Raw genomic sequence first — 25968 nt, 5'->3', positions numbered from 1 at the left:
GATTACATCGCGCTGGCGGCCAGCTTCGGATCGATCTGCCAGGTTTCATTGACCAGTTTGCCGTCGCGGTAGGTCAGCACGTAGCGCACCTTGATGGAGGCCTTGCCGTCGAATTGCACTGCCGCCGTGACGGTCGCACCCTTCGGATTGACCGACTCGGACGCGCCCATAACGGTGACGCGCAGCGGGCCCATCGCGCCGAACTTGCTCCATACGGCGCCGATGGCGGCTGCACCGTCGTAGCTGCCGTCAAGCGGTCCACCAACCCAGGTCAGCCGCGCATTGTCGGCGTAATCATGCACGATGGCGGCGTGTTCACCGGCGCCAATGGCGGCGAAGTGGGCTTGCGCCATATCCAGCGCAGGCCCGGCAACAGCCGTGGTGGCGATGCCGATGGTGCTGGCCAACAGGAACATCAGGTGGGTGGTTTTCATGGGTGCGGTCCAGTACAGGTCAGGTTGAAAAACGGGCTTGCTACAGGTGCAAACGTCATTGCCCTGTTTTTATTCCATGTATTTGTATTTATTTTTTTGTGTTCATCAATTCTTCAAATGCCAGCGCCGCACGGCTGCGATGGCGTTCAGGATGACGCAGCATCGAGAACCCACGCGCCGGCAGGACCAGCGCCGCGCGCGCCAGCAGGCCCGCCTGAACATGCGATGCCACGACCAGTTCGGAAATCGCGGTGGCAAAGGGACCGGCCATCACCGCGCTGCGCACCGCCTCGTTGGACGGCAGGCTGAGAGCAACCTGCATTGCGGCGACCGGCACGCCCATGTCCGACAGCGCTTTCTCAAACGCCGAACGCGTGCCGGAACCGGTTTCGCGCAAAATCCATTGCGCCTGCACCAGGTCGGCAGCCGCCAGCGGCACCCCGGCGGACCATGGATGATCGGGTGCTACCACGACAACGAGCTGATCCTCCCCCACAGCTTCGATGGCCAGGGAGGGTTCGTCGATATCGCCTTCGATGAAACCGAGATCGGCGCCACCCAGCAGGATGGCCTGCGCCACGCTGTCGGTATTGCCCACTTCCAGGGTGAGGTCGATGGCCGGGTAGGTTTGACTGAATTGCACGAGCAAGCGCGGTAGCCAGTAACTCGCGATGGTCTGGCTGGCGTGGATTGCCAGCGTGCCGCGCCGCATCTGGCCCAGCTCCGACAACGTGTTTTCCGCTGCACGCGCGCTGGCCAGCGTGCGTTGCGCTTCTATCAAGAAAATCAAACCGGCGTCGGAGAGTTCGATGCGCCGTCCTATCCGATGGAACAGTGCCGTGCCATAGCGCTCTTCCAGGGCCTTGATCGATGAGCTGACGGCAGACGGGGATAGAAACAGCGCGGAAGCCGCCTGAGTAAGGTGCTGGCGTTGTGCGACTTCAACAAAAATGCGTAGCTGGTCCAATGTCATCGTTCGATCCAATCTAATGATTTGTCATTAATTATACGATGGACCGAACGAAATCGCCGTTCAATAATGCATGCACTAAATATCTGAACGAGAGTCGACCATGACATCCCACTATCAAAAATGCGCTCCATTTGTACCCGGCCTGTTACTGTGCGGCGCCGTCACGCTGGCCGCGTATGGGCTGGAAGCTGTAGAAGCCCATCTGTTCGGACGCGCGTGGCTTGAAAGCCTGGTCCTGGCGATCTTGCTTGGAACCGGACTGCGCACCGTGCACCGTCTCGATCAGCGGTTCGAGCCAGGCATCCATATGGGCGCCAAGCTGCTGCTTGAAATTGCCGTGGTGCTGCTGGGCGCATCCGTCAGCGCCGGCGCGCTGCTCGAAAACGGCATGGGACTGGTCGGCGGCATTGCCGGGGTAGTCGTGCTGGCAATTCTGTTCAGTTATTTCCTGGGCCGCAGCGCCGGTCTGCCGAAAAAGATGGCGATCCTGATTGCTTGCGGCAATTCAATTTGCGGCAACTCGGCGATTGCGGCGGTGGCCCCAGTGATCGACGCAGATGGCAAGGACGTGGCCGCCTCCATCGCCTTTACGGCGGTGCTGGGTGTGGTGGTGGTGCTCGGGTTGCCGTTGCTAGTCGGGCTGTTGTCATTCACGCCGGTTCAATACGGCGTGTTTGCCGGGCTGACCGTGTATGCCGTGCCACAGGTACTGGCGGCAACGAGTTCGGTGTCCGCAGCCAGCGTGCACATTGGCACCCTGGTCAAGCTGGTGCGCGTGTTGATGCTGGGCCCGGTCGTGCTGGTGTTGTCCTTGACAGGGCGCGGACGGGGAGGCGCCCGCCTGAACGTCGCGCACCTGGTGCCGTGGTTTATCGTCGGCTTCCTTGCATTGCTGGGCTTGCGCTCGCTGGGCTGGATTCCGCAGGCAGCGCTGGCGCCAGCGCACGTTGCCGCCAATTTCTTCACCATTATGTCGATGGCCGCGCTCGGCCTCGGCGTCGATGCCCGCGCTGTCCTGCGTGCCGGCGGCAAGGTTGCCGGGGTTGTCATTTTTTCGCTGCTCGGCCTTGGTGTCATCAGTTTCGCCCTGATCAAATTTCTGGGTGTTTAAGGACGTAGCAGTACGCCATCCATTTTCCAAAAACGAAAGAAAACGCCATGACATCACATCACTATTTGACCGCGGCGCGCTGCAGCCTTGTTGTTGCAGTCTCGCTCACCGCTGGTATCGCGTGTGCCCAGCAGCCGTTGCTGGTGTACGGCCCGGGTGGACCGGCTCCTGCGATGAAAGAGGCGGCGGCGGCATTCGAGCACGCGAACGGCATCAAAGTCACCGTCACGGCTGGCCCCACGCCGAGCTGGTCGACCACGCAAAACAGGATGCGTACATCATCTACAGCGGTTCGGAAACGATGATGACGGACTTTACGTTAGCGATGGGCGGCAAGATACAGGAGGCAAGCATTACCCCGCTATATATGCGTCCCCTGGCGATCCTGGTGCGTCCCGGCAATCCCAAGCACCTGCGCGGCGTGGCCGACCTGATGCAGCCCGGCGTGCGCCTGTTGGTGGTCAACGGTGCCGGCCAGAACGGCGTCTGGGAAGACATGGCTGGCCGCAAAGGCAGCATGGAGTCGGTGCGCAAGGTACGCGCAAATATTGCCAGTTACGCACCCAACAGCGCGAGCGCGCGCGGTACCTGGACCGCGCGCACCGACATCGACGCGTGGCTTATCTGGAATATCTGGCAGGTGTCGAACCCGCGCCTGGCCGACGTCGTGCCAATCGAACCTGATTATGCGATTTACCGCGATACCGGCGTGGCGTTGACTGAGCATGGCGCTGCCAACCCGCAAGCGAAGCAGTTCATCGCATTCCTGCAATCGCCGCAAGGCAGCGCGATCTTTGCCAGGTGGGGCTGGCAGAAATAATGAGCGCCGGATTGTGGGCCTGCGGCGGGTTTCAGTATATTCAGGTACCGCGTGCAGCGCGTCGCACGGCGGCGGTAACGATTCCTAGACAAAATGGACAATAACGCACCATCGCGCGGGGCGGTCGTGACCCAATCGCTTGCCCTGGCAGCGCCCGGTGCACTTGGAACCCTTTCTGGAGCTGCAGCCGCAGGGACTGCCACCGCATGGCGGGTCGTCTTCCAGGGGAGCGACGCCAACCCCATGAAACGGAATCTGACGCTCAACAATACTTGTAATGCGCAGGATGACCTAGGCGCCGACAACGTGAGGATCGAGGTCGTTGCGTTTGGCCACGGCATCGCGATGCTGATGGCCGACAGCGCTGTCGCCGAACGGCTAGCTTGTCGAGATGCTTGGCCAAGGTCGCCGGCGATAGCTCGCCCCTGCGGCGTTTGACTGGCTGGTCCCCTTGGCATTGAAAAAAAGTGTTGTCGGCAAGCCGCGCGCCCCTGATTAGCGCGCCATGGCGCCAATATGGTCGATCAGAACATTTTGCAGGACCATGCTTTTTTGGGAAAGACAGCATTTGAATGCCGGGGCAAAACCACCCTGATTAGCAAAGATGAAGACGACATCGCCACGCCCTGCCTGCGCTTTGGCCAAGACCGTCTTCTCTCGACGGCCGACGGGCACCAACTGGCCCACAGGTTCGCTACTACGGGCTTGCCGGACAGCGACAGTCCGCTTTTGGCCGAACGCGGCCGTTCAGCTCAGCATAGCAGGTCGCCGCGGCCGAAAGATCGCGGACTGTCACAAAGGGCCGGATACGACCCAAAGCAGTCTTCCAGTCAGCGCTTCACAGAACGGCTTTTTAATACTTCCATAAAGCGTTCGTAGTTTTCGCGAAGGGAATCATTGTCCGGGTACTTTGCGGAAAATGCTCTATACATGCCGAGAGCAGCAGAATCATCTCCAGGAGCTGGGCATGGCAGCTCCAAATCATCTGCTATCCAGTTTTTTACATCGTCCATGTCACCGCCGTGCCGGGTTGCGCCGTAGATGAAGCGACCAATACCCTCAAAATTCATATCCGCCATGGCTGCCTTTCGATAAATTTGAAGTCCTACGACGCCCGCTTCTGGCTGAACCCGGACGTTCAGCTGAGCATATCAGGTCACCGAGATGGAAAAGTCACGGACTCTCACGAAGGGCAGGAACCGACCCAAAGCGGACTATGTTAATCGCAACATTGGCTGTCAACAGTCGGGGGGATACCTCCTACGTCACAAGATAAAGGCTTCCGTATTGCTACGCTGCGTGTTCGCAGCGCTGCCTAGTGTAACCAGCATGCACTGGCCTCGAACGCAATAAATCGGAACACTAAGCCCTATATTTCACCTTTTTATTCATTAAGACGCAGAACGTCAGGCCGCGGCATGGTCACGACGCGCCTGGCACCTGACAGCGGCTCTACGGAGAGTCGTAAGGGAAGATGCAGGCCGTCAACAGTCGAGTCGCACCCCACATGTCGCCTCGCTGCCCTCTTGCGCGACCTATCTCAGAAAACATGTGGAGGTGCCTTCGCGCCCGAGATCCGATGACGTACAGGAGCTTCTTTGCACTGTCGTTTCCGCCAGCGTCGTTGAAGTGCGGCACCATCCCTTCGAGCAGGGTGTGAGCGATGACGACATCGAATTCGGCGCCTTTGACGCCGTGAATGGTGGACACCAAGATCCCGGAGCGCGCCTGGAACGCTTTTTTGAAGAACGAGAGATCGCTGGCAGCGGCGACTCCATCAGTTTGCAGTCGTTGCAATCGCGCCTCGGAGCTGGCGAAGAACGCCTCGTGGTGTTCCACTAGGCTCGCGAACCCAAGGTAGGGCACTTGAAGGCGAATGAACAGGTCATCGAAGAACGTGCGCAGGTAAAGAAGCCCGTCCGTCTCATCGATCACAACTGCGTTGCATTCCGCGAGAAGGTGCTTCCGATTGAGGGCTGAAACGTCGACGCCTGCGCTGTTTAGATCCTGAATCACCTCGCCCGCCCATCGCAAGCGACGCAGGTAGCCGCCGGGGGAAGGTTCGGTCAAGGCCAGCCGCGCCACCTTGTACCAAAAGTTCTCCGGGTCTCGGGCGAATGGAACGATGCCTGGGCCGTCAAACCTATACTCCGGCAACCGCACCACAAGCGCGCGCGTCATGGCCGTCAGATAAGGCCACTGGGGGGCGACGACGCAGATCTCATTGGGCGGCACACCCAGTACCTCGATGTTGTGCTGAATCAAACGCGCGATTTCGTCGGCGAGATCGTCCTTATGGATGGTCGCGTTGTAGGTGATCAGGCTGGCAAAGTCTCGGTCTCCACCGGAAGCCTCGATCACCGTCCCATACAGATTGAAGTTCCCGAAGTAGTCAATTAGACGCTGGGAAGACCGATAGTTTCGCGACAACGCCCTCGGTTCGATCTCTAAACCCGTTATGGCGCGCAGGTCGGCGAGGTCGATAGGGAATCCACCCAGCGAACCAAAAATCGCCTGGTTTGGGTCTCCCACCATCAGCAATTTGGTGGTACCACCGCCAGCCGACAGTATCCTTCCTAGAATCTCATATTGAATCTCTTTGGTGTCTTGATACTCATCAACCAAGACAAATGAGAAAAGGTTGGAGAGATTTCCACTGATCGCAGGATGCGCCGCCACGAGTCTATGCGCGTAGAAAAGGATCAGCTCGAAGTCAATCTGCCGCCTGGACTTTAGCGTCGCAAAGAACTCGTCTAGGACATTTTCGATAATTGTATGCTTGCGCGTGTCGCTACACCCCAGTACACGCTCGCGAGGCGTGAAGTAGTAGTCGCAATCCCAAAAGGTGACGCGCTGCGCTCGGTATGGATCGCACAGCTGCTCCAGCACCTTTTCGCGCTCGTGCAAATCGATGATTCGAAATCCGTGAGACAGATCGGGATGATAGAGACCGTAGGGCTTCAAAATCCATTCAAGGCAAAAAGCATGAATGGTGCCGATCCAGAGTCGCTCGGTGTTGACTCCCAAATTCTCGATCCGCTCACGGATCTCATCGGCAGCACGGTTGGTGTAGGTGATTGCGATGACAAACTGGCGGTCGGAGGGCAGCCGCGACAGTTCATAGGCGATCTTGTACGTCAGCGTTCGTGTCTTGCCGCTGCCCGGACAGGCAATGAGGAACTGACTGCCCGCGAAAAGCACCGCAGCCTCTTGTTCCTGGTTTAGATCATGTGGGGACCAAGCGAACATGGACGCCCCCTCAAGCCACATTCGCCAGCAATCGATGGATCTGATCGTTCGGCAGCATCGCCAGCAGCGTAGCTTTGAGGTCGGCGAGAGGTAGGGCGCCGGAATGGTACTGCGCAATCAACGCATGCAAGGCGTCGGCACCTGCCGCGGCTAGGACACCGCTTTGCACAGCCTTGCTAACTCTGTAGCGATAGATATTCGAGAACAACTCCTTTGACAGGGTCGGCTTGGCGAAGAAAATTGCGTCTCGAATATATAGCGGGATAACAGTGTCGGAGTCCAAGCACCTGCCCAGCAGGATGGCAAACCAACCTTTGCCCTGGTTAGCCGCCATCGTGAGAACGCGCCGCCCGAACTGGGCCTTGTCCACAGATGTCAGATCGGCGTCGGCAGCCGCGAGCGTCGGTGGGTCGACATAGATAGTCGGCACCAGTGCTCTAACTTTCGATGCGTTTCCGGCTGCGATGAAATCAACTTCGAACGTGTGATCGGAGTAATGGGCGGACAGGCAAGGGTTGCCTTGGACGAAGAGATCGAGAGCAAGCTTGCGCGCAAGCCCTTTCACGTCCGATCCATGGCACTTCTTTTTGTAGCGAACATCTGCATCAGACTCGCCCGGCACAGGGGTTGTGTTGATAATGGCTGCATCACGATCAGTTAGGATCGCGCAGCGCTTGCGAATTCGAGATTGGTGAAAGAGCACTGCCACATTCTGGAAACCGGTACTACGGATGTTGATTAGGCTGACGCCGATCTCGTCAAGGCTGAGCCCCGTCACCTGCTTGAACATTAGCGGAATCAGGATTTCTTCCGCGTCGCCCTCAACCAGGATCACTGTAGTGGTCTAATGTCTCCGGACACCTCGATAGGTGGATAATTCACCTTCGAAGGAGTTTACATGACCAGGCAGCGCCGCAATTTTGACCCTAGCTTCAAGCTTGAGGTCGTTCGAATGATCACAGAACAAGGCCTCAGCATTTCGCACGTCAGCCAGACGATGGACATTGGCGTTACCGCGATCCGTCGCTGGATGGAACAGTACGAGGCCGAGCAACAAGGCCAGCCAGGCATTGGCAAACCGTTGACGGCTGAGCAGCAGCGAATCCGTCAGTTGGAGCAGGAAAACCGTCAACTTCGTAGTGATGTGGACGTCTTAAAAAAGGCATCGGCCTTCTTTGCCCGCGAGCTCAAATGAGCTATCGGCTCATCGATGAGCTGCAAACGAAGGCCGTACCTGTCGCACAAACCTGTCGTCTCCTTGGTGTTAGCCGGGCTGGATTTTACGAAGCCAAGCGTCGTGCAACTGCGCCGATGTTTTGCAAAGCGAGCGTGCATTTGCGTGCCGCGTTCATGAGCAGCGGCCAAAGTTACGGCAGCCGTCGGCTTGTCACGGCACTGGCCAACAGAGGCCTGCAGGTCGGGCGTTACAAGGTGCGCCGCCTGATGCAACAGGCCTGCCTGAAGCCAGTCTGGAAGCGCAAATTCGTACACACAACCGACAGTAAGCATGCCCTGCCGGTTGCGCCGAACGTCCTTGCCCGACAGTTCAACCCGGCAGCGCCGAATCAGGCTTATGCCTCGGATATCACGTACATCCGTACTGGCGCAGGCTGGCTCTACTTGGCTGTCGTGCTCGACCTGTTCTCGCGCAGAGTCGTGGGCTGGGCAATGGCGCCGAGCATGCCAGCTGCCTTGGTTTGCGATGCCTTGCGTATGGCGATCCAAGCTCGGCGACCAGCGGCCGGACTGGTCGTCCACTCCGACCGCGGCAGCCAATATGCAAGCGACCAGTACCAAGCGTTGTTGACCGAGCATGGCTTCGTTTGCAGCATGAGCCGCAAAGGCAACTGCTGGGATAACGCCGTCGCTGAACGCTTCTTCTTAAATTTAAAGATGGAGCGTGTCTGGCAGCGCAATTATGCGAACCAAGCCGAAGCCAAGCTTGATGTGGCCAACTACATCGTCGGCTTCTACAACTGCGAGCGCTTGCATTCTGTATTGGGCAATCTGCCGCCCAGCGTCTATGAACGCGCAATGGCAGAGAAAGAACTTATCGTTGTGTCCGAAATTACTTGACCACTACACACACTCTTGGCGAACAAGAGGTTGCTTCGAACCGCGTCTAGGTATCGCTGCACTGTGTCGATCGCGGTTGGATCGAGCCCCGTTGTGGGTTGATATGCTTCGCAAGCGGCACCACGTCGTCCCAGCACATTGACGCTCGAGACCTTACTCACTTCGGAAATCTGGGTCGAGTGCGTCGAGTAGATGATCTGCGTGTCGGCGTATGTGATGCGATCGAATAAAGTCTTCTGGATGTGGGTGTGGATGTGCGCCTCGGGCTCTTCGATGACCAGGAAGTTGGCGATCGACTGATGCGCTCGTTGATACTCAAATTCGAGTAGTTTCAGCGTCAGGAAAATCAGGTTAGCCCCGCCAAGACTCAGCTCGTGAATGCCACCCTCATAGTTCTCGTCCGACTCGCCCACGAAAAGCTTTAGAGACTGGAAGAGCTTGTCAGCCTCTTCTGGCAGGTCCGAGCGAATCGACAGCGAGCTTGGCGAATAAGTCTCGCCCGCAGCCGCCTTGATTGTGCTTCGAATGTCAGATCGGACGACCTGCACATCATTCAGTGCCACGATCGATTCGTTGAGCTCGCGGACTCTGGCGACGATCGGATCCATGTCAGTCGCGGAGATCGCGCCGCTCTTGCTTTTTAGCAGCGTGAGCAGCGGGTTGGTTCGGTTGTTGTGGAACTCGGCCACGACGTCCCGCAAGGCTTGGATGTAAGTAAACGAGACCTCGCTTGCTACCGAAAGAACGGGAGACACGCGGGCGCCAATGCGCGGATCATCAGTCTCGTTGCTGATTATGCAGTTCTCAAAGTCGCCCACGATTTCGGAGTACGTCGCGAGGTTGCCGAAGTCGGCCGTACTTTTGCCGGTGATGACCGTCTCGTAGTCGGAAATTTCGATGGACTCCCTGACTCCAGCCAATCCAGCTATGTCGCCGTCTGCAAGTTGGGCCAGCTTGATGCGGACGTCCTTTTTCGGTCTAAAGATCAAGTTGTAGGTGGCCCGGCCGATTGGCGCTGCTCCTACTACCACCCCTGTTCCATGTAAGAAGAGCGCCTGGATCGCCTCGTCAGGACCTATCTCGTCGAACTCAAGGCTAATGATTATCCAGTGACCACGCCAGTTGTCGAGGCCGCGGTGAAAGTCGGACTCTTCTAAGCGAGATGCTGATCGAGCCATCGAGTCGTCGAGGAGCAGGCGGATGGCCCGAAACAGATTCGTCTTTCCCGACCCGTTCTCGCCGATGATGGTATTCACACCCTTCGTGAACGTCAGGGCTGCGCTTGCGAAGTTTCGGTAGTTGACGAGCGTCAGTTTTGAGATATGCATCAGAGTCCAAGTCCGAAAATTTTTTTATTTTGTTCACAGGCGCCAGCTAGGGTCAAGGTGCATCGCGATATTACTTCCAAGCCTCCGGATAAGTAATATAAGTGTTCGCTTTTGGAAGAAATCGATCCTTCGCCAACTATAGCATGTTGCTAACACGCAAAAACCTCTGATCTATGCGACCGGCCTGTTTCGACCCTAAGCGAACGCTGCCTAAAGGGTAAATCGCTCCAGCACTTTGGCGTTTGCTAACCAGTCAAGTTTCAAGCGATGGAATGAAACACCTTGGCACCAGAAATCCTGGCACGACTTCAGCTCGCCCGATTCGTAAGCACTTGCAAGATTAGCTGCCGCATCGAGATGGCCGTCATTGATCAAACTAGTCACGAGCGTCACAGCATATGCCCCACGTTCACGGTGATTCGGATGCTGTGCTAACAATGTCGAAAAATTCGTGCCAAATAAAACTTCCTGGAACAACTTTTTGTTGTTATCAGCAATCGTTCTCAGGGCTATCACCGCATCGCTTACCGTAACTTCGGGCCCGTCTAACAACTCTTCATAGATTGGCAAGCCAGAACAGGTGAACGCCCCTGTAGCACGAAACGAAAGCGGTTCGCCTGCGTTCTCAGAAATCCCAAAGATGTCCCATAAGATCGGATCCACTGCCATTGGTTTGACTTGCTGCGTGACACGAATTTTCCCGTTCGAAGAACTAGATACCATACTCTTCAAAATTTGATGTGCTACGCGTTATACCCGCCAGTCCGCTCGGTTCAAGGCCAACGCCGCCCCAGCCTGCATTCGTTAAAGAATCTGGCCGCTGGTTCTACCACAGCAAACTGTTGTGAAGATGTCTGGCGTTGTCATTACAGTTGCGTGTTCACTTAGATAAATTTCGCTTGAACGCCGAGTTGTTGACAAATTAGTTGACACATCGAACCATGTCATCTTGATACTGGACTGTTTTTGACTGGAGGAATGTCTTTATTGCTCTGCTATTAAGCGGTCTTAGCTTCACTTATGCATGATATCCAGTTGCCGGTGGCGGCGCTGGGGCCGGAAAGCATGGGCGCAGGCGCCGACGGGGAACCGAGCAGCGTGATTGCAGTGCGTGTGGCGCAGGCGCGTGCGGTGCAGGTGGCGCGCCAAGGGTGGCCCAACAGCCATCTGGGACCGCGCGATATCGACCGTTACTGCGCGCCTGACGACGCCGGAGAGCGCCTGTTGCACGCCACGGTCCGGCATCTGCACTGGTCGGCGCGTGCGTATCATCGCGTTCTTAAAGTGGCGCGCACGGTGGCCGACTTGGCCGGCAGCGAACACGTGGCAGCCGCGCATGTGGCCGAGGCGATCGGGTACCGGCGCGCGTTGCAGGGCGATTAGCAGGTCTTGCGTTCTGCGGCGCTGCTGTTACCATCGACGCATGCGACCCTCTATCGTGCGTGCCGTGCAGATTGTCCCGATCCTCCTGGCCAGCGCGCTGCTGGCCGGTTGCAATCCGGCCTATAACTGGCGTGACCATACGAGCGAGGACGGGCGCTTCAAGGTGCTGTTTCCAGCCAAGCCCGCGACCCTCACCCGCACGGTGGACCTGAACGGCCTGCAGGTCGAGATGACGATGACGGCGGCCAAGGTGGACAACACGACGTTCGCCGTCGGCACGGCTGTCGCACCTGATGCGGCGCGCGCGCAGGCGGCGCTGCCGGCCATGCGCCTGGCGCTGCTGCGCAATATCGGCGCGCCCGACGCTGCGGCCACTGGTGACCTGAACGCGGATGTCACGGGCGCCGGTCAGGGTACGCCAATGCATCTGAGCGGACGCTTCGCCGCGAAGGGCAACCGCGTCTACCAGGTCATCGTGCTTGGCCCTGCAGGCAAGACGCCGCCGGAACAGGTCGAGCAGTTCCTCACATCCTTCACGAGCTTTTGAGGTCACCCATGGATGACCAGCTCCCCGCCCTGCGCCTGGTCGGCCTGCGCAAGCAGTTCGGCCGCCCTGCCGTCGATGGCCTCGACCTGCTGGTCCGGCGCGGCGAGTTCTATGCATTGCTCGGGCCGAACGGCGCCGGCAAGACGACGACGCTGCGCCTGGTCACGGGCCTCCTGGCGCCCGACGCCGGCACGATCGAGGTGCTGGGCGTGGACATGACTGCGGCGCCGGCAGCGGCCAAAGCCAAGCTGGCCTACCTGCCGGACGAGCCAATGTTGTACGGGAAGCTCAAGCCGTTCGAGTACCTCGAATTCGTCGCGGGCCTGTGGGGCGTGACAGCGCAGGATGCTGAACCGCGCGCACGCGAACTGCTCGACTGGCTCGACCTGAGCCAGCATGCGCACGAGCTGACCGAAGGTTTTTCGCGCGGAATGAAGCAGAAGCTCGCGCTGGCCGGCGCCCTGATCCACGACCCGGAACTCTTGATCCTCGACGAACCGCTCACTGGCCTGGATGCAGCGGCAGCGCGCCAGGTGAAAGACCTGCTGCTGGCGCATGTGGCCAAGGGCGGCACCGTCATCCTGACAACGCATATTCTGGAAGTGGCCGAGCGCCTGGCACACCGCATCGGGATCATTCGCCAGGGGCGGCTCATCGCCGAAGGGACGCTGGATGCGCTGCGCGAACGTACGCAGGGCGGCAGCCTGGAAGACATGTTCCTGCACCTGATGGCCGCGCCATGAGGCTGGCGCCGGGCGGCATCGGCTGGCTGCTGCGGCACGAGTTGCGGCTTGCCTGGTTCAATGCAGCAGGCGGCAAAGCGGCGGACGGGCGGCGCCGGCCAGGCAATCTGGCGCTCGGTCTGGCGGCTGCTGGCTGTATCGTCATGCATGTCGCGAGCTGGTTTGTCGTGCGCCAGCTGGCAGGGATGCCGGGCGACGATCCGCGCATCCTGCTTGCGGTGTCCGCGCTGTTGATCGTGGCCACGACCTTCATGCTGTCATCGGCGATCAAGGCGTGCGTCGTGGTGATGTTCGAGCGCAGCGACCTCGATCTGCTGCTGTCATCGCCCCTGCCCTCGCGCAGCATTTTCACGGTGCGGCTGCTGGGCGTGTGCGCGGGCACGGCGGCGCTGTACCTGTTTTTGCTGGCGCCGTTCGCGCATGCGGGGCTGCTACAGGGTCAATTTCGCTGGCTCGGGATTTATCCGGGCGTGATCGCCCTTGCGGTGCTGTGCAGCTGTGGCGCCATGCTGCTAACACTTGGCCTCGTGCGCCTGCTCGGTGCGCGCCGCACGCGCGTCGTGGCGCAGATTGTCGGGGCACTGGCTGGCGCGCTGCTCGTGATCGCGTCGCAGCTCCATGCGCTCACGTCCAGGCAAACGCAGGACGGCATTCGCGATACCGTGCTGGGGATGGTGCAGGCGGAGGGTGCAGCCGATAACCTGCTCTGGCTGCCGGCGCGGGCGATGCTGGGCGAGCCGTTGCCAATGCTGCTACTGAGCGCCCTCGCGTGCGGCATGTTCGTGCTGACGACCTGGCACACGCATCGCTTCTTTGCGCGCGGACTGCAACTGGCTGCGTCGACGCCTTCGATCGCTGCGGGCAAGGCGTCATCGACAACGGCGCAGCCCCGCTTCGGGCGCAGCCTGTTCCAGACGGTGGTCATCAAGGAATGGCGCCTGATCGTGCGCGATCCGCAGTTGCTGTCGCAGGTGATGCTGCAAATACTGTTTTTGCTGCCGTTGTTCTTCCTGATTTTCAAGCGTGCCGACGTGCAGGTGCAAGCCATCGGCGCGGGCCTGGCGTTGCTGTGCAGTTCGCTAACTGGTGCGTTGGCATGGATTGCCTTGTCGGCCGAGGATGCGCCGGATCTGCTACTGGTATCGCCCGCGTCGCAGCGCACCGTACGGCGCGCCAAGCTGGCAGCGGCCATGATGCCGGTGCTGGGGTTAGTGGCTGTTCCTCTGCTATGGCTGACAGTGCGGATGCCGACCGCCGGCCTGGTTGGACTCCTGGTCGTGTGCGGCGCTGTCGTGGGCGCCGGCCTGGTGGTGTTCTGGTGCGGGCGGCCTGGAATACGCAGCAATTTCAAAGGGCGTGGCAAAGGAGGCCTGATGATGAACGTGCTTGAATTGTTCAACAGCCTGGCGTGGGGCGCGTTGGGATGGCTGCTGTCGGCTGCCACGCTTGGGCCATTGGACCACATGGGCATCCTTGTCGCAGCGGGGGCTGCGTTGTTCGCCGTTGCTGTACCTGGCATTGCCTGGATGTTGCGGCGTCGGCCAGTGTGAGCGCGACCGCACTGTGAAGGGGCGCGAGTCGTGCTATCGTTTAATTACTAACAAAACCAAGAGATAGCTATGTTGATTACATTTAAATGCAAAACGTATCCAGAAGTTCTGATGTATCAGGAACATGCCAAACGAATCCTTGACCTGCTGCACAAGGAGCCGGAGCGCGGCGTGATTACCTCGGCCGAAGCCAGCCAGGTGATTTCGTTGGTCGAGGACGAGATCGAAGAGTCCCGCAAGCATCAGGTGTCTGATCAGGTAGCGCACGATGTCCATGCGCATCACCGCGATGAAGACGACCATGACCATCAGGCAATCGAGGTCGTCAGCTTCTCGACCCGCATGTATCCGCTGCTGGAAATGCTTCGCTCTGCGCGTGATAACAAGACCGATATCCTTTGGGGTGTGTAAGCAGGCATTGGTTTATCCTTGTCTGCATGTAAAAAGCCCGCTGATGTGAATCAGCGGGCTTTTTTTGCCTCGGATTGGTCGAGTAAGGATGACCTTTTCTGTGGTTGAATACTGGCATCCCAAAGCGAAAAGCCCCACTCAGATCACTGAGCGGGGCTTTTCTATATAACTAGCCTGACGATAACCTACTTTCACACTGGTTGCAGCACTATCATCGGCGCAAAGTCGTTTCACGGTCCTGTTCGGGATGGGAAGGGGTGGGACCGACTTGCTATGGTCATCAGGCATAACTTGTACGAGCCTCGTTGCACATGCAACGCTGCTCTGAATCTGGAAGAAGTAGTTTTATTTGGGGGTCGTATTTGTATCAACAACAGCTGAACTCTTGCAACCTTGGACTACCAAGGTTATAGGGACAAGCCGTACGGGCAATTAGTACTGGTTAGCTTAATGCATTACTGCACTTCCACACCCAGCCTATCAACGTCCTGGTCTCGAACGACCCTTTAAAGAGCTCAAGGCTCTGGGAAATCTCATCTCAAGGCAAGTTTCCCGCTTAGATGCTTTCAGCGGTTATCTCTTCCGAACTTAGCTACCCGGCAATGCCACTGGCGTGACAACCGGTACACCAGAGGTTCGTCCACTCCGGTCCTCTCGTACTAGGAGCAGCCCCCTTCAAATTTCCAACGCCCACGGCAGATAGGGACCAAACTGTCTCACGACGTTTTAAACCCAGCTCACGTACCACTTTAAATGGCGAACAGCCATACCCTTGGGACCGGCTACAGCCCCAGGATGTGATGAGCCGACATCGAGGTGCCAAACTCCCCCGTCGATATGAACTCTTGGGAGGAATCAGCCTGTTATCCCCAGAGTACCTTTTATCCGTTGAGCGATGGCCCTTCCATACAGAACCACCGGATCACTATGTCCTACTTTCGTACCTGCTCGACTTGTCGGTCTCGCAGTTAAGCACGCTTATGCCATTGCACTATCATCACGATGTCCGACCGTAATTAGCGTACCTTCGAACTCCTCCGTTACACTTTAGGAGGAGACCGCCCCAGTCAAACTGCCTACCATGCACTGTCCCCGATCCGGATAACGGACCAAGGTTAGAACCTCAAATGAACCAGGGTGGTATTTCAAGGTTGGCTCCACAAACACTAGCGTGTCTGCTTCAAAGCCTCCCACCTATCCTACACAGATTGATTCAAAGTCCAATGCAAAGCTACAGTAAAGGTTCATGGGGTCTTTCCGTCTAGCCGCGGGTAGATTGCATCATCACAAACATTTCAACTTCGCTGAGTCTCGGGAGGAGACAGTGTGGCCATCGTTACGCCATTCGTGCAGGTCGGAACTTACCCGACAAGGAATTTCGCTACCTTAGGACCGTTATAGTTACGGCCGCCGTTTACTGGGACTTCAATCAAGAGCTTGCACCCCATCATTTAATCTTCCAGCACCGGGCAGGCGTCACACCCTATACGTCCACTTTCGTGTTTGCAGAGTGCTGTGTTTTTATTAAACAGTCGCAGCCACCATTTTATTGCAACCCGTTCATCCTCATGGAGTAAACCAATCAAACTACTAGGGCGTACCTTATCCCGAAGTTACGGTACCAATTTGCCGAGTTCCTTCTCCCGAGTTCTCTCAAGCGCCTTAGAATACTCATCTCGCCCACCTGTGTCGGTTTGCGGTACGGTCTCGTATGACTGAAGCTTAGAGGCTTTTCTTGGAACCACTTCCGATTGCTTCAGAACCTAAGTTCCTCGTCTCGACCCCTTGAATTACGTACCCGGATTTGCCTAAGTACCTTCTATGAGTCAAAAACTAGCTATTCCAACAGCTAGACAACCTTCCGCGATCCGTCCCCCCATCGCATCATACGACGGTGCAGGAATATTAACCTGCTTCCCATCAGCTACGCATCTCTGCCTCGCCTTAGGGGCCGACTCACCCTGCTCCGATGAACGTTGAACAGGAAACCTTGGGCTTACGGCGTGGAGGCTTTTCACCCCCATTATCGCTACTCATGTCAGCATTCGCACTTCTGATACCTCCAGCATCCTTTACAAGACACCTTCGCAGGCTTACAGAACGCTCTCCTACCATATTGATCAAGTAATAAATTACGAGAAAAATATCCGCAGCTTCGGTGACTGGCTTAGCCCCGTTACATCTTCCGCGCAGGACGACTCGATCAGTGAGCTATTACGCTTTCTTTAAATGATGGCTGCTTCTAAGCCAACATCCTGACTGTTTTAGCCTTCCCACTTCGTTTTCCACTTAGCCAATCTTTGGGACCTTAGCTGGCGGTCTGGGTTGTTTCCCTCTTGACACCGGACGTTAGCACCCGATGTCTGTCTCCCAAGCTCGCACTCATCGGTATTCGGAGTTTGCAATGGTTTGGTAAGTCGCAATGACCCCCTAGCCATAACAGTGCTCTACCCCCGATGGTGATACTTGAGGCACTACCTAAATAGTTTTCGGAGAGAACCAGCTATTTCCAAGTTTGTTTAGCCTTTCACCCCTACCCACAGCTCATCCCCTAATTTTTCAACATTAGTGGGTTCGGACCTCCAGGGCGTGTTACCGCACCTTCATCCTGGCCATGGGTAGATCACTTGGTTTCGGGTCTACACCCAGCGACTGTCGCCCTATTCGGACTCGATTTCTCTACGGCTCCCCTATACGGTTAACCTCGCCACTGAATGTAAGTCGCTGACCCATTATACAAAAGGTACGCAGTCACGGAACAAGTCCGCTCCTACTGTTTGTATGCACACGGTTTCAGGATCTATTTCACTCCCCTCCCGGGGTTCTTTTCGCCTTTCCCTCACGGTACTGGTTCACTATCGGTCGATTACGAGTATTTAGCCTTGGAGGATGGTCCCCCCATGTTCAGACAGGATTTCTCGTGTCCCGCCCTACTTGTCGTATGCTTAGTACCACCGTTCAGATTTCGTGTAAGGGGCTATCACCCTCTATGGCGCTTATTTCCAGAAGCTTCCACTATCCGATCGACTATTACATACAGGCTCATCCCATTTCGCTCGCCACTACTTTGGGAATCTCGGTTGATTTCTTTTCCTGCAGCTACTTAGATGTTTCAGTTCGCCGCGTTCGCTTTGCATACCTATGTATTCAGTATGCAATGACCTATAAAGGCCGGGTTTCCCCATTCGGAAATCTGCGGATCAAAGCTCGTTTGCTAGCTCCCCGCAGCTTATCGCAAGCTACTACGTCCTTCATCGCCTGTAATCGCCAAGGCATCCACCATGTGCACTTATTCGCTTGTCCCTATAACGTTGGCCTCTGCTGACAACAGAGATCGTCACAGGTACAAGAGTACAGCTGTGTTGCAATGATACAAATACTACTACCCAAGCACATGCTGTCGCATGCGCTTAAAAACTTTACTTCTTCCAGATTGTTAAAGAACGAAAAAACAGTGATCTCGAAAAGACCAAATCTAAATCTGCCTGGCTTCAGGTGACTTACATTTGAACTTTTTAGCCATTCAATTAAATGGTGGAGGATGACGGGATCGAACCGACGACCCCCTGCTTGCAAAGCAGGTGCTCTCCCAGCTGAGCTAATCCCCCATTAGGTGATGCTGTGCTGATTGGTAGGGCTGGTTGGACTCGAACCAACGACCCCCGCGTTATCAACACGGTGCTCTAACCAGCTGAGCTACAGCCCCGATAAAACTGTTCTTTACTATTCAACAGTCGATAAGCGTGGACGCTTGATAATGAAACTTCTCAGTTTCGTGGCGCTACTCTAGAAAGGAGGTGATCCAGCCGCACCTTCCGATACGGCTACCTTGTTACGACTTCACCCCAGTCACGAATCCTACCGTGGTAAGCGCCCTCCTTGCGGTTAAGCTACCTACTTCTGGTAAAACCCGCTCCCATGGTGTGACGGGCGGTGTGTACAAGACCCGGGAACGTATTCACCGCGACATGCTGATCCGCGATTACTAGCGATTCCAACTTCACGCAGTCGAGTTGCAGACTGCGATCCGGACTACGATACACTTTCTGGGATTAGCTCCCCCTCGCGGGTTGGCGGCCCTCTGTATGTACCATTGTATGACGTGTGAAGCCCTACCCATAAGGGCCATGAGGACTTGACGTCATCCCCACCTTCCTCCGGTTTGTCACCGGCAGTCTCATTAGAGTGCTCAACTAAATGTAGCAACTAATGACAAGGGTTGCGCTCGTTGCGGGACTTAACCCAACATCTCACGACACGAGCTGACGACAGCCATGCAGCACCTGTGTTACGGTTCTCTTTCGAGCACAACCAAATCTCTTCGGTCTTCCGTACATGTCAAGGGTAGGTAAGGTTTTTCGCGTTGCATCGAATTAATCCACATCATCCACCGCTTGTGCGGGTCCCCGTCAATTCCTTTGAGTTTTAATCTTGCGACCGTACTCCCCAGGCGGTCTACTTCACGCGTTAGCTGCGTTACCAAGTTAATTAAAACCCGACAACTAGTAGACATCGTTTAGGGCGTGGACTACCAGGGTATCTAATCCTGTTTGCTCCCCACGCTTTCGTGCATGAGCGTCAATCTTGACCCAGGGGGCTGCCTTCGCCATCGGTGTTCCTCCACATCTCTACGCATTTCACTGCTACACGTGGAATTCTACCCCCCTCTGCCAGATTCTAGCCTTGCAGTCTCCAACGCAATTCCCAGGTTGAGCCCGGGGATTTCACGTCAGACTTACAAAACCGCCTGCGCACGCTTTACGCCCAGTAATTCCGATTAACGCTTGCACCCTACGTATTACCGCGGCTGCTGGCACGTAGTTAGCCGGTGCTTATTCTTCAGGTACCGTCATTAGCGAGGGATATTAGCCCTCACCGTTTCTTCCCTGACAAAAGAGCTTTACAACCCGAAGGCCTTCTTCACTCACGCGGCATTGCTGGATCAGGCTTTCGCCCATTGTCCAAAATTCCCCACTGCTGCCTCCCGTAGGAGTCTGGACCGTGTCTCAGTTCCAGTGTGGCTGGTCGTCCTCTCAGACCAGCTACTGATCGTAGCCTTGGTGAGCCTTTACCTCACCAACTAGCTAATCAGATATCGGCCGCTCCAGGAGCACAAGGTCCGAAGATCCCCTGCTTTCATCCTTAGATCGTATGCGGTATTAGCGTAACTTTCGCTACGTTATCCCCCACTCTTGGGTACGTTCCGATATATTACTCACCCGTTCGCCACTCGCCGCCAGGTTGCCCCGCGCTGCCGTTCGACTTGCATGTGTAAAGCATGCCGCCAGCGTTCAATCTGAGCCAGGATCAAACTCTTCAGTTCAATCTCTGTTTGTTGGCATTTCTGCCACCCCACCTTGCGGCAGGGGTCGCTCACTCAAAATACTGACCGTTATCTCATTGCTGAGACAACGTATTTCTTTTTTGTGAACATTTGATAATTTAAGTAATCAAAGACCGAAGTCTTTGGCACCTTCATCAAACGCCCACACTTATCGACTGTTAATTTTTAAAGAACTTTATTCGGTGCATCTTGCTGTCGTTAGCGAATCGTTTTGTTCGCTGCAGCAGAGAAGAGAGATTATGCTGTGTTTCCGAAATCTCGTCAACTCTTTCTTTTCGCTTCGTCTCAGATTTCTCTGTAGACCTTGCTCTCGTAACCACTTGATTACGTTAACTTTTTCGGTCAGCGCCGAAGCGGAGGCGAACTATAACAAACCTCGCCAGGGTTCCGCAAGCCCTCCTACAAAAGATTCTTCACACCGTACGTTTTCGTCACGCGGCTACGTCCCCAGCAGAATTCTGGCGCCCAAGGTATATTCCCCGGTTAAATAATATAAGACCAACTTTCACACTCTGCTCGCAATACTTTGGGGAAATAATGAAGCATCCTGTCCTGCGCCGTACCACGATCGCCGCCCTTTGCGCCTGCTGGCCACTTGCCGCCATTGCCGATGACATCCGCAATCCGATGAATGTGGTGGTCATCAGTGGCGCGCGTGCTGAACACACCAGCTTCGACCTGCCTGCTGCGATCGATGTCGTCGATGCAGCGCAGATCGGCGCCGCGCAGTTGCGCGTGAACGCCTCCGAAGCGCTGGCCGCCGTGCCGGGCGTGGTCGTGCGCAATCGCGAGAACTACGCGCAAGACCTGCAAATCTCGTCACGTGGCTTCGGCACGCGTTCGGCATTCGGTGTGCGCGGCGTGCGTCTCGTTGCCGATGGCATCCCGGCCACCATGCCCGACGGCCAGGGGCAGGCCGCGACCTTCAACCTTGATGTCGCCGAGCGCATCGAAGTGCTGCGCGGCCCCTTCTCTGCTTTGTATGGCAATCACTCGGGCGGCGTGGTCCAGCTGTTCACTCGCGAACCGACCGACAGGCCAACCGTCGAAGCCAGCTTCACCAGCGGCAGCTACGGCCAGCGCAAGCTCGATACAAATGCGTCGGGCCGCAGCGGCGGTATCGGCTACCTGATCGATGCGTCGCGTTTCGAAACCGATGGCTACCGCGATCACAGTGCAGCCACACGCGACCAGGCCTATGCGAAGCTGGTGGTAGAGCCAACGTCGACCAGCCGCCTGGTGATCACGGCCAGCGGGCTGCGCCAGGACGATACGCAGGATCCGCTGGGCGTGACATGGGATACTTTCCGCCGCGATCCACGTGCGGGCGAGATCGACACCACCGATACGCAATTGCCGCAGCGCACGCTGGCCGATCGCTACGACACGCGCAAGAGCATCAACCACAAGCAATTTGGCGCGACGTTCGAGCAGCGCTTCGGCCAGGATCGCCTGCAGGTCACGGCTTACGGCGGCAACCGCCGCGTGATCCAGTACCAGTCCTTCTCGCGCGGCTTCCAGGCGCCGGCGACGCACTCGGGCGGCGTCATCGATTTCGACCGCGACTTCTATGGCATCGACGCCAACTGGCGTGCGGTACGCACCGTCGCAGGTGGAACGCTGCGCACCACGGCAGGCCTGGAAATGGCGCAATCCAAGGATGCGCGCCAGGGTTTCGAGAACTTCATCGGCACGACCTTTGGCGTGAAAGGCAATCTGCGGCGCGATGAACAGAACGACGTGACGAGCGTCGACCCGTACGTGCAAGTCGAATGGGAACGCGATCAGTGGGTGCTCACCGGCGGCCTGCGTCACAGCCGCGTGGACTTCGACGTCGAGGACCGGTATCTCTCCAATGGCAACGACAGCGGCGGCACCGACTTCCGTCATACGACGCCACTGGTCGGCGTGCTCTACAAGATCTCGCCGACGCTGAATGTGTATGCGAGCGCGGCGCGCGGCTTCGAAACACCGACCATGAACGAGTCGTTCTATTCAGGCACGGGCGGCGGCTTCAACTTCGCACTCGAGCCGGCGATCGGCACGCACCTCGAAGTCGGCGCCAAGGCGATGGTGGCCCGCGGCGTGCGCGTCAACGCCGCCGTGTTCCAAGTGAAGACGAAGGATGAACTGGTGGTCGATGCATCGTCGGGTGGCCGTACCAGCTATCGCAACGCGAGCGCTACGCTGCGCCAGGGTGGCGAGCTGTCGGTGGACGCGGAGCTGGGCGCCGGCTGGAATGCGCGCATCGCCATGAGCATGCTGCATGCGATCTACGACGAAGGCTTCGGCGCCGTGCCAAAGGGCAGCCGCCTGCCGGGCGTGCCCAAGTCGAGCTTCTACGGTGAATTAGGCTGGACCGAAGCGGCGGGCCGTTATGGCGTCGCGCTCGAGACGGTCGCCAACAGCCGGGTGTATGCCGAAGACACCAACACCGCGCAGACAGCGCCGGGCTATGCGGTCGTCAATGCCCGCGTGCAGGCGAGCCAGCAGTTTGGCGGCTGGCGCCTGCGCCAGTTCGCGCGCCTGAACAACCTGTTCGATCGCGACTATGTCGGCTCGGTGATCGTGGGCGACGCCAACCGCCGCTATTACGAAGCGGCGCCTGGCAGTAACTGGCTGCTGGGCGTCAGCGCGCAGTATCAGTTTTAGTCAGGTCCACCGGGGCCGGGGACGGGGCCGCTGCTGGCGGCTCCTGCCCCGGCAGCGTTACATCCGGATACAGGCGCGCGAGCGTCGCCGTCACCGCCGGCACCAGAACAGCCTGCACCAGTTTGGTGGCTGCGCCCAGGTCCGGCGCGGCGCGCACGGATTGCCACAGGCGCGCGCTATCGACACCGCGCGCGGCCAGTGCGCTCTCAGCCTCGGCCTGCCAGAACGGCGGCGCTTCGCTTTCGACATAATTGCCGCGTCCACGGCCAAAGTGCGCCACTGCCAGATAGCGCAGAATCGCACCCACCAGCATCTGCTGCAGGAACGGGTCGGCGAACTTCACGTTTGCCTGGTTGCGATCGGTCCCCTGATTGAAGCCCCACGCGGCGCCGGCAGCCGTGATGCCGCCAGCGATCGCGCCCAATAACGCGCCGGCGCCCATCGTCAGGCCGCCCGCCATCAAGTCAGCCGACAGACCGGTGGTTGCACCCGCCACCACCGCACCCAATAATCCAGCCTGCGCCTTGTCCACTGGCGCGTTGACCGCGAAGTTGTCGCGCACGCGCGCATTGACAGCGACAGCCTGCCCCGGATCGATGCGATACAGCGACAGCATGCGCGCCGTCGCGTGATTGATGCCGTCGTTCAGGCGCTGCACGAGCGCGGCCATCGCCAGCTCCTGGCGGCGCGCTTCGTCCTTGCCGATGCCGACCGCTTTCAGCGCGCTGCGCAGCATGCCCGGTCGTTGTTCGTCCAGCGCCTCGGTGTCGCGCGCGGCGGCGGCAATCTGTTCGGCGTTCATTTGCAAGGCGCTTGCATAGCGCTCGCGATTGCGCGCCGCCCAGGCAGACAGCAGGCGCGCATAGGCGGGCTGCTTCTCGGCTGCGATCAGGTGCGTGACCGATTCGTAGAACACGTGTTCATGCACCCAGCAGCGCGCGAATGCATCGAGCGGCAGCACTTCCTTGACGACCGAGTACTGGGTCAGATGCTGTTTCCAGCGCTGTGGCTCGGCCTGTTCTTCGCTGGCCGGACGCGGTGGTCCGATCTGGTTCAGCAGCACGACCACGGGTTTGCCGAGCCACTCGAGGATATTCATCTCGGACGGCAGATAGCCCGCATCCTGTGGCGATTCGGACGAGTTGACCAGGTACAGCACCACGTCGGCTTCTTCACGTGCAGCGCGCAGTGCCTGCTGGCTGAGGAAGAACGGGCGGTCGCGATAGCGGTCGAAAACTTCGCGCAGGAACCAGCCGATCGGATTGCCGGCCATGGCCAGGCGTTTGTGCAGACGCACCGAATCGCCGAAACCGGGCGTGTCCCACAACACGAGCGAGTCGCCAGCCGGTGTAGACAGCAGCGGGTAGCCTTGCGAAATCTGGGTTACGTGCGCAGCATCGCGAATTTCGCCGACGTCCATGCCAACCAGCGTGCGCGCCAGTGTGGTCTTGCCGTTGTTCGTATGCGAGACGAGGGCGAACTGGATCTTGGCAGGCTGGATCATCGCAGCTCCGGCAGAGTCAAGCCCGCACCCAGTTCAAGGGGATACTTGTCCGGTTCGAGCAAATTGACGACATGGGCCGAGGTGCCATGGAAGCTGCAGAACTGCCGCCACAGCGAATGACGCTCGGCGGCGCGTTCGGCGCCGACCTGGTCGCCGATACGCTCGAGCAGCGCCGATTCATCCAGCAGCACGGCGACACCACGAGGCACATGCTTGACCAGGTAGTCGAGCAGCGCGCCGTGATTTTCCTTTTCTGGCGTCGCAGCTAAGCTGAATAACACGGTGGTGACGGTGATGCCAGCTTCGTTCAGCATCGTCTCGCGCAATGCGTCCTTCGGTTCGACGCCATACGCGACCGCCGGCAGCAACTGCACCCTCGCCTGCCCGCCCAGCGCCGCAGCGGCGATTGCCCACAGGCCGCGGTCACGTGGCTCGTCAAGCGTGTAGGTATACGGGATTACGCGCAGCACGGCCGGCGCGCTGGTGCCGATGCTGTCGGCCAGCTTGCGGTAATACGGCTGGTCCAGGTCGAGCGGGAAGTGACGCGACAAATGGCGCGCGCGCAGGCCGGCGACAATCGCGAGCAGCACGCGTGGAATGATCACCAGCAGCAGCAACGTCGCGCCATACAAGTGCACCCAGCGCTCGCCAACCGGCAGGCCGGCGCTGCCGCCGAAGCGCAGTTGCTCGATCTCGGCCAGCGTGAAGCCTTGCAGGAACGGGAACACGGTCAGTGCCGGCGTGAAGAGCCACGACAGCAGCGTGTGGACTTGCTGGGCATCGAGGAAGGTGCTTTCCCAGCCAGTCACGTATTGGGTGAGCAGGCCACGCGCATACAGCGACGCGACGGCGCCGAGCGCAAACCCGGCGGCGGCGAGATGCACCGTGCGGCTCAGGCGCGCACGCGTGAGCGGTTCACTGAGCACGGCCCAATCGGCCAGAAAGTGAGCAACGCCTTCGGCCAGTGCGGTAGGCAGCTTGCGCGGCGCGACGGCCTTGCCCACGCTCAGCCGGCGCAGCAGCGGCGCACCGCTCTTCTTCCGGCGCGCGGCAGGCACGACCGCCCACACCAGAAGACCCAGGTACACCAGCAGGTTCCAGGCAATGATGATCAGGAGCGGAGCGGATAACAAGTCAACCCGGTGCGGGTCGGCAATGCGGTCAAGCGCGGCGCCAAGCACGAAGGCGATGAACGGCAACGCGAACCAGATACCGCGCATGCCGGGGGCACGGCGCTGGAATGCACCAAAGGCCGGCGTGCGTTCGCCCAGGCGCTTGAGGATTTGCTCGGCGCGCTGCTGCAGGAAATGCTGCTGGTTGACGGCCGTATGACTGTCAGCCGCCTGCCATGCGGCGAGCTCACGTGCGCTGCGGGTGGCGTACTTGCGATCGTCGTCGCTCAGTACGGTATGACCAACGTCGGCGTGCTCGATCGCGCGCGCCAGCACGACATTGCGTGCAACCTGTTCATTCATGCTGTTCCCGTGATTGAAATGACAATGCTGATGAATGCATTGTGCACCAGATTCACGGGCGTTGGCGGTGGGGTGGCGCACCATGGCCGTCACATCGACGAGGGAGCACGACAAAGCGATCGCCCAAAGCGAAAAGCCCCACTCAGATCACTGAGTGGGGCTTTTCTATATAACTAGCCTGACGATAACCTACTTTCACACTGGTTGCAGCACTATCATCGGCGCAAAGTCGTTTCACGGTCCTGTTCGGGATGGGAAGGGGTGGGACCGACTTGCTATGGTCATCAGGCATAACTTGTACGAGCTTCGTTGCAATGCAACGCGGCTCTGAATCTGGAAGAAGTAGTTTTATTTGGGGTCGTATTTGT

Annotated in this window: 20 protein-coding genes, 2 tRNA genes and 4 rRNA genes; 10 read left to right on the top strand and 16 right to left on the bottom strand. The window is 58.1% G+C overall.

From position 1 onward, the window contains the following. Positions 1 to 2: 2 nt before the first annotated feature. Positions 3 to 434: a nuclear transport factor 2 family protein gene (locus AC1MGT_RS14815; protein WP_056139895.1), complete on the bottom strand. Its 432-nt coding sequence runs from the start codon at positions 432 to 434 to the stop codon at positions 3 to 5. A gap of 88 nt (positions 435 to 522) precedes the next feature. After that, a complete protein-coding gene (locus AC1MGT_RS14810) occupies positions 523 to 1407 on the bottom strand; it encodes a LysR family transcriptional regulator (protein WP_056139900.1) in 885 nt (294 codons plus the stop codon). Between the two features lie 100 nt (positions 1408 to 1507). On the opposite strand from AC1MGT_RS14810, the gene AC1MGT_RS14805 reads away from it, so the two are divergent. Genes AC1MGT_RS14805 through AC1MGT_RS14795 form a run of 3 tightly spaced genes read left to right on the top strand, consistent with a single transcriptional unit; the run spans position 1508 to position 3338 of the window. After that, positions 1508 to 2518 carry a YeiH family protein gene (locus AC1MGT_RS14805; RefSeq protein ID WP_056139903.1) on the top strand — a complete coding sequence of 337 codons (1011 nt, stop codon included), beginning with the start codon at positions 1508 to 1510 and terminating at the stop codon, positions 2516 to 2518. Between the two features lie 47 nt (positions 2519 to 2565). Further along, positions 2566 to 2823 (top strand): substrate-binding domain-containing protein, encoded by a 258-nt coding sequence (locus tag AC1MGT_RS14800; protein ID WP_229255202.1) that lies wholly within the window; start codon positions 2566 to 2568, stop codon positions 2821 to 2823. Beyond that, positions 2820 to 3338: a substrate-binding domain-containing protein gene (locus tag AC1MGT_RS14795; RefSeq protein ID WP_366927144.1), complete on the top strand. Its 519-nt coding sequence runs from the start codon at positions 2820 to 2822 to the stop codon at positions 3336 to 3338. Before AC1MGT_RS14800 ends, AC1MGT_RS14795 begins: the two co-directional genes overlap by 4 nt. Positions 3339 to 3833: 495 nt before the next feature. Here AC1MGT_RS14795 and AC1MGT_RS14790 read toward each other — a convergent pair whose 3' ends face one another. From AC1MGT_RS14790 to AC1MGT_RS14775, 4 genes are all read right to left on the bottom strand, one after another. Then, a complete protein-coding gene (locus AC1MGT_RS14790) occupies positions 3834 to 3983 on the bottom strand; it encodes a hypothetical protein (protein ID WP_471705756.1) in 150 nt (49 codons plus the stop codon). Positions 3984 to 4168: 185 nt separating this feature from the next. Continuing rightward, positions 4169 to 4417, bottom strand: a complete 249-nt coding sequence (locus tag AC1MGT_RS14785) for a hypothetical protein (protein ID WP_499500796.1) — start codon at positions 4415 to 4417, stop codon at positions 4169 to 4171. Between the two features lie 373 nt (positions 4418 to 4790). Next, positions 4791 to 6587 (bottom strand): UvrD-helicase domain-containing protein, encoded by a 1797-nt coding sequence (locus tag AC1MGT_RS14780; RefSeq protein WP_499500795.1) that lies wholly within the window; start codon positions 6585 to 6587, stop codon positions 4791 to 4793. A gap of 10 nt (positions 6588 to 6597) precedes the next feature. Continuing rightward, positions 6598 to 7422 (bottom strand): ATP-dependent endonuclease, encoded by an 825-nt coding sequence (locus AC1MGT_RS14775; RefSeq protein ID WP_499500794.1) that lies wholly within the window; start codon positions 7420 to 7422, stop codon positions 6598 to 6600. A gap of 63 nt (positions 7423 to 7485) precedes the next feature. On the opposite strand from AC1MGT_RS14775, the gene AC1MGT_RS14770 reads away from it, so the two are divergent. Continuing rightward, positions 7486 to 8663, top strand: a protein-coding gene (locus AC1MGT_RS14770) for an IS3 family transposase (RefSeq protein ID WP_499500736.1) whose coding sequence is annotated in 2 segments (ribosomal slippage) — positions 7486 to 7753 and positions 7753 to 8663 — 1179 coding nt in all. Because the reading frame shifts where the segments join, the coding sequence is not laid out codon by codon here. Here AC1MGT_RS14770 and AC1MGT_RS14765 read toward each other — a convergent pair. Together AC1MGT_RS14765 and AC1MGT_RS14760 are read right to left on the bottom strand one after the other, a co-directional pair. Continuing rightward, positions 8609 to 9991, bottom strand: a complete 1383-nt coding sequence (locus tag AC1MGT_RS14765; protein ID WP_499500793.1) for an ATP-dependent nuclease — start codon at positions 9989 to 9991, stop codon at positions 8609 to 8611. The two genes, AC1MGT_RS14770 and AC1MGT_RS14765, sit on opposite strands and share 55 nt — an antisense overlap. Positions 9992 to 10201: 210 nt before the next feature. Next, the gene (locus tag AC1MGT_RS14760; protein WP_499500792.1) at positions 10202 to 10660 is read right to left on the bottom strand and encodes a hypothetical protein; all 459 of its coding nucleotides are present in this window, start codon (positions 10658 to 10660) and stop codon (positions 10202 to 10204) included. Positions 10661 to 11011: 351 nt separating this feature from the next. On the opposite strand from AC1MGT_RS14760, the gene AC1MGT_RS14755 reads away from it, so the two are divergent. The 5 genes from AC1MGT_RS14755 to AC1MGT_RS14735 all read left to right on the top strand — a co-directional run bounded on the left by AC1MGT_RS14755 (position 11012) and on the right by AC1MGT_RS14735 (position 14625). After that, positions 11012 to 11374 (top strand): magnesium chelatase subunit ChlI family protein, encoded by a 363-nt coding sequence (locus tag AC1MGT_RS14755; protein ID WP_499500791.1) that lies wholly within the window; start codon positions 11012 to 11014, stop codon positions 11372 to 11374. Positions 11375 to 11414: 40 nt separating this feature from the next. Further along, a complete protein-coding gene (locus tag AC1MGT_RS14750; RefSeq protein WP_499500790.1) occupies positions 11415 to 11921 on the top strand; it encodes a hypothetical protein in 507 nt (168 codons plus the stop codon). Between the two features lie 8 nt (positions 11922 to 11929). Then, complete coding sequence (locus AC1MGT_RS14745; protein ID WP_499500789.1) at positions 11930 to 12664, top strand: ABC transporter ATP-binding protein; 735 nt, start codon at positions 11930 to 11932, stop codon at positions 12662 to 12664. Next, positions 12661 to 14214 (top strand): putative ABC transporter permease subunit, encoded by a 1554-nt coding sequence (locus tag AC1MGT_RS14740; RefSeq protein WP_499500788.1) that lies wholly within the window; start codon positions 12661 to 12663, stop codon positions 14212 to 14214. The genes AC1MGT_RS14745 and AC1MGT_RS14740 overlap by 4 nt, the downstream gene beginning before the upstream one ends. Positions 14215 to 14325: 111 nt before the next feature. Then, positions 14326 to 14625 carry a DUF1840 family protein gene (locus AC1MGT_RS14735; protein WP_499500787.1) on the top strand — a complete coding sequence of 100 codons (300 nt, stop codon included), beginning with the start codon at positions 14326 to 14328 and terminating at the stop codon, positions 14623 to 14625. A gap of 172 nt (positions 14626 to 14797) precedes the next feature. Here the strand turns inward: AC1MGT_RS14735 and rrf (AC1MGT_RS14730) are convergent. The 5 genes from rrf (AC1MGT_RS14730) to AC1MGT_RS14710 all read right to left on the bottom strand — a co-directional run bounded on the left by rrf (AC1MGT_RS14730) (position 14798) and on the right by AC1MGT_RS14710 (position 19948). Next, a 5S ribosomal RNA gene (gene rrf / locus AC1MGT_RS14730) occupies positions 14798 to 14910 on the bottom strand. A 126-nt stretch (positions 14911 to 15036) separates the two neighbouring features. Then, positions 15037 to 17928 (bottom strand): 23S ribosomal RNA (locus AC1MGT_RS14725). A 229-nt stretch (positions 17929 to 18157) separates the two neighbouring features. After that, positions 18158 to 18233 (bottom strand) — tRNA-Ala (locus AC1MGT_RS14720). Between the two features lie 21 nt (positions 18234 to 18254). Continuing rightward, a tRNA-Ile gene (locus tag AC1MGT_RS14715) sits at positions 18255 to 18331 on the bottom strand. Positions 18332 to 18415: 84 nt separating this feature from the next. Then, positions 18416 to 19948, bottom strand: a 16S ribosomal RNA gene (locus AC1MGT_RS14710). The 16S, 23S and 5S rRNA genes sit together here with 2 tRNA genes alongside, the layout of an rRNA operon. 558 nt (positions 19949 to 20506) lie before the next feature. On the opposite strand from AC1MGT_RS14710, the gene AC1MGT_RS14705 reads away from it, so the two are divergent. Next, a complete protein-coding gene (locus AC1MGT_RS14705; protein WP_499500786.1) occupies positions 20507 to 22621 on the top strand; it encodes a TonB-dependent receptor family protein in 2115 nt (704 codons plus the stop codon). On the opposite strand, the gene AC1MGT_RS14700 is transcribed toward AC1MGT_RS14705, so the two are convergent. The 3 genes from AC1MGT_RS14700 to rrf (AC1MGT_RS14690) form a co-directional block, all read right to left on the bottom strand. Then, positions 22599 to 24125: a DUF3482 domain-containing protein gene (locus AC1MGT_RS14700; RefSeq protein ID WP_499500785.1), complete on the bottom strand. Its 1527-nt coding sequence runs from the start codon at positions 24123 to 24125 to the stop codon at positions 22599 to 22601. The genes AC1MGT_RS14705 and AC1MGT_RS14700 overlap by 23 nt on opposite strands. Beyond that, positions 24122 to 25600 carry a DUF2868 domain-containing protein gene (locus tag AC1MGT_RS14695; protein WP_499500784.1) on the bottom strand — a complete coding sequence of 493 codons (1479 nt, stop codon included), beginning with the start codon at positions 25598 to 25600 and terminating at the stop codon, positions 24122 to 24124. Before AC1MGT_RS14695 ends, AC1MGT_RS14700 begins: the two co-directional genes overlap by 4 nt. 176 nt (positions 25601 to 25776) lie before the next feature. Continuing rightward, positions 25777 to 25889: ribosomal RNA gene (gene rrf, locus AC1MGT_RS14690) — 5S ribosomal RNA — on the bottom strand. Positions 25890 to 25968 lie beyond the last annotated feature (79 nt).

This window comes from Telluria sp. BA11, from assembly GCF_056680305.1.
This window is presented reverse-complemented; position numbering and strand designations above follow the sequence as displayed.

Bases quoted from the DNA above. Each gene is read 5' to 3' on its own strand.
- AC1MGT_RS14765 (WP_499500793.1), bottom strand. From the start codon at position 9,991: ATGCATATCTCAAAACTGACGCTCGTCAACTACCGAAACTTCGCAAGC.
- AC1MGT_RS14735 (WP_499500787.1), top strand. From the start codon at position 14,326: ATGTATCAGGAACATGCCAAACGAATCCTTGACCTGCTGCACAAGGAG.
- AC1MGT_RS14745 (WP_499500789.1), top strand. From the start codon at position 11,930: ATGGATGACCAGCTCCCCGCCCTGCGCCTGGTCGGCCTGCGCAAGCAG.
- AC1MGT_RS14705 (WP_499500786.1), top strand. From the start codon at position 20,507: ATGAAGCATCCTGTCCTGCGCCGTACCACGATCGCCGCCCTTTGCGCC.
- AC1MGT_RS14810 (WP_056139900.1), bottom strand. From the start codon at position 1,407: ATGACATTGGACCAGCTACGCATTTTTGTTGAAGTCGCACAACGCCAG.
- AC1MGT_RS14755 (WP_499500791.1), top strand. From the start codon at position 11,012: ATGCATGATATCCAGTTGCCGGTGGCGGCGCTGGGGCCGGAAAGCATG.
- AC1MGT_RS14780 (WP_499500795.1), bottom strand. From the start codon at position 6,587: ATGTTCGCTTGGTCCCCACATGATCTAAACCAGGAACAAGAGGCTGCG.
- AC1MGT_RS14760 (WP_499500792.1), bottom strand. From the start codon at position 10,660: ATGGCAGTGGATCCGATCTTATGGGACATCTTTGGGATTTCTGAGAAC.
- AC1MGT_RS14815 (WP_056139895.1), bottom strand. From the start codon at position 434: ATGAAAACCACCCACCTGATGTTCCTGTTGGCCAGCACCATCGGCATC.
- AC1MGT_RS14750 (WP_499500790.1), top strand. From the start codon at position 11,415: ATGCGACCCTCTATCGTGCGTGCCGTGCAGATTGTCCCGATCCTCCTG.
- AC1MGT_RS14700 (WP_499500785.1), bottom strand. From the start codon at position 24,125: ATGATCCAGCCTGCCAAGATCCAGTTCGCCCTCGTCTCGCATACGAAC.
- AC1MGT_RS14805 (WP_056139903.1), top strand. From the start codon at position 1,508: ATGACATCCCACTATCAAAAATGCGCTCCATTTGTACCCGGCCTGTTA.
- AC1MGT_RS14795 (WP_366927144.1), top strand. From the start codon at position 2,820: ATGATGACGGACTTTACGTTAGCGATGGGCGGCAAGATACAGGAGGCA.
- AC1MGT_RS14695 (WP_499500784.1), bottom strand. From the start codon at position 25,600: ATGAATGAACAGGTTGCACGCAATGTCGTGCTGGCGCGCGCGATCGAG.
- AC1MGT_RS14740 (WP_499500788.1), top strand. From the start codon at position 12,661: ATGAGGCTGGCGCCGGGCGGCATCGGCTGGCTGCTGCGGCACGAGTTG.
- AC1MGT_RS14785 (WP_499500796.1), bottom strand. From the start codon at position 4,417: ATGGCGGATATGAATTTTGAGGGTATTGGTCGCTTCATCTACGGCGCA.
- AC1MGT_RS14800 (WP_229255202.1), top strand. From the start codon at position 2,566: ATGACATCACATCACTATTTGACCGCGGCGCGCTGCAGCCTTGTTGTT.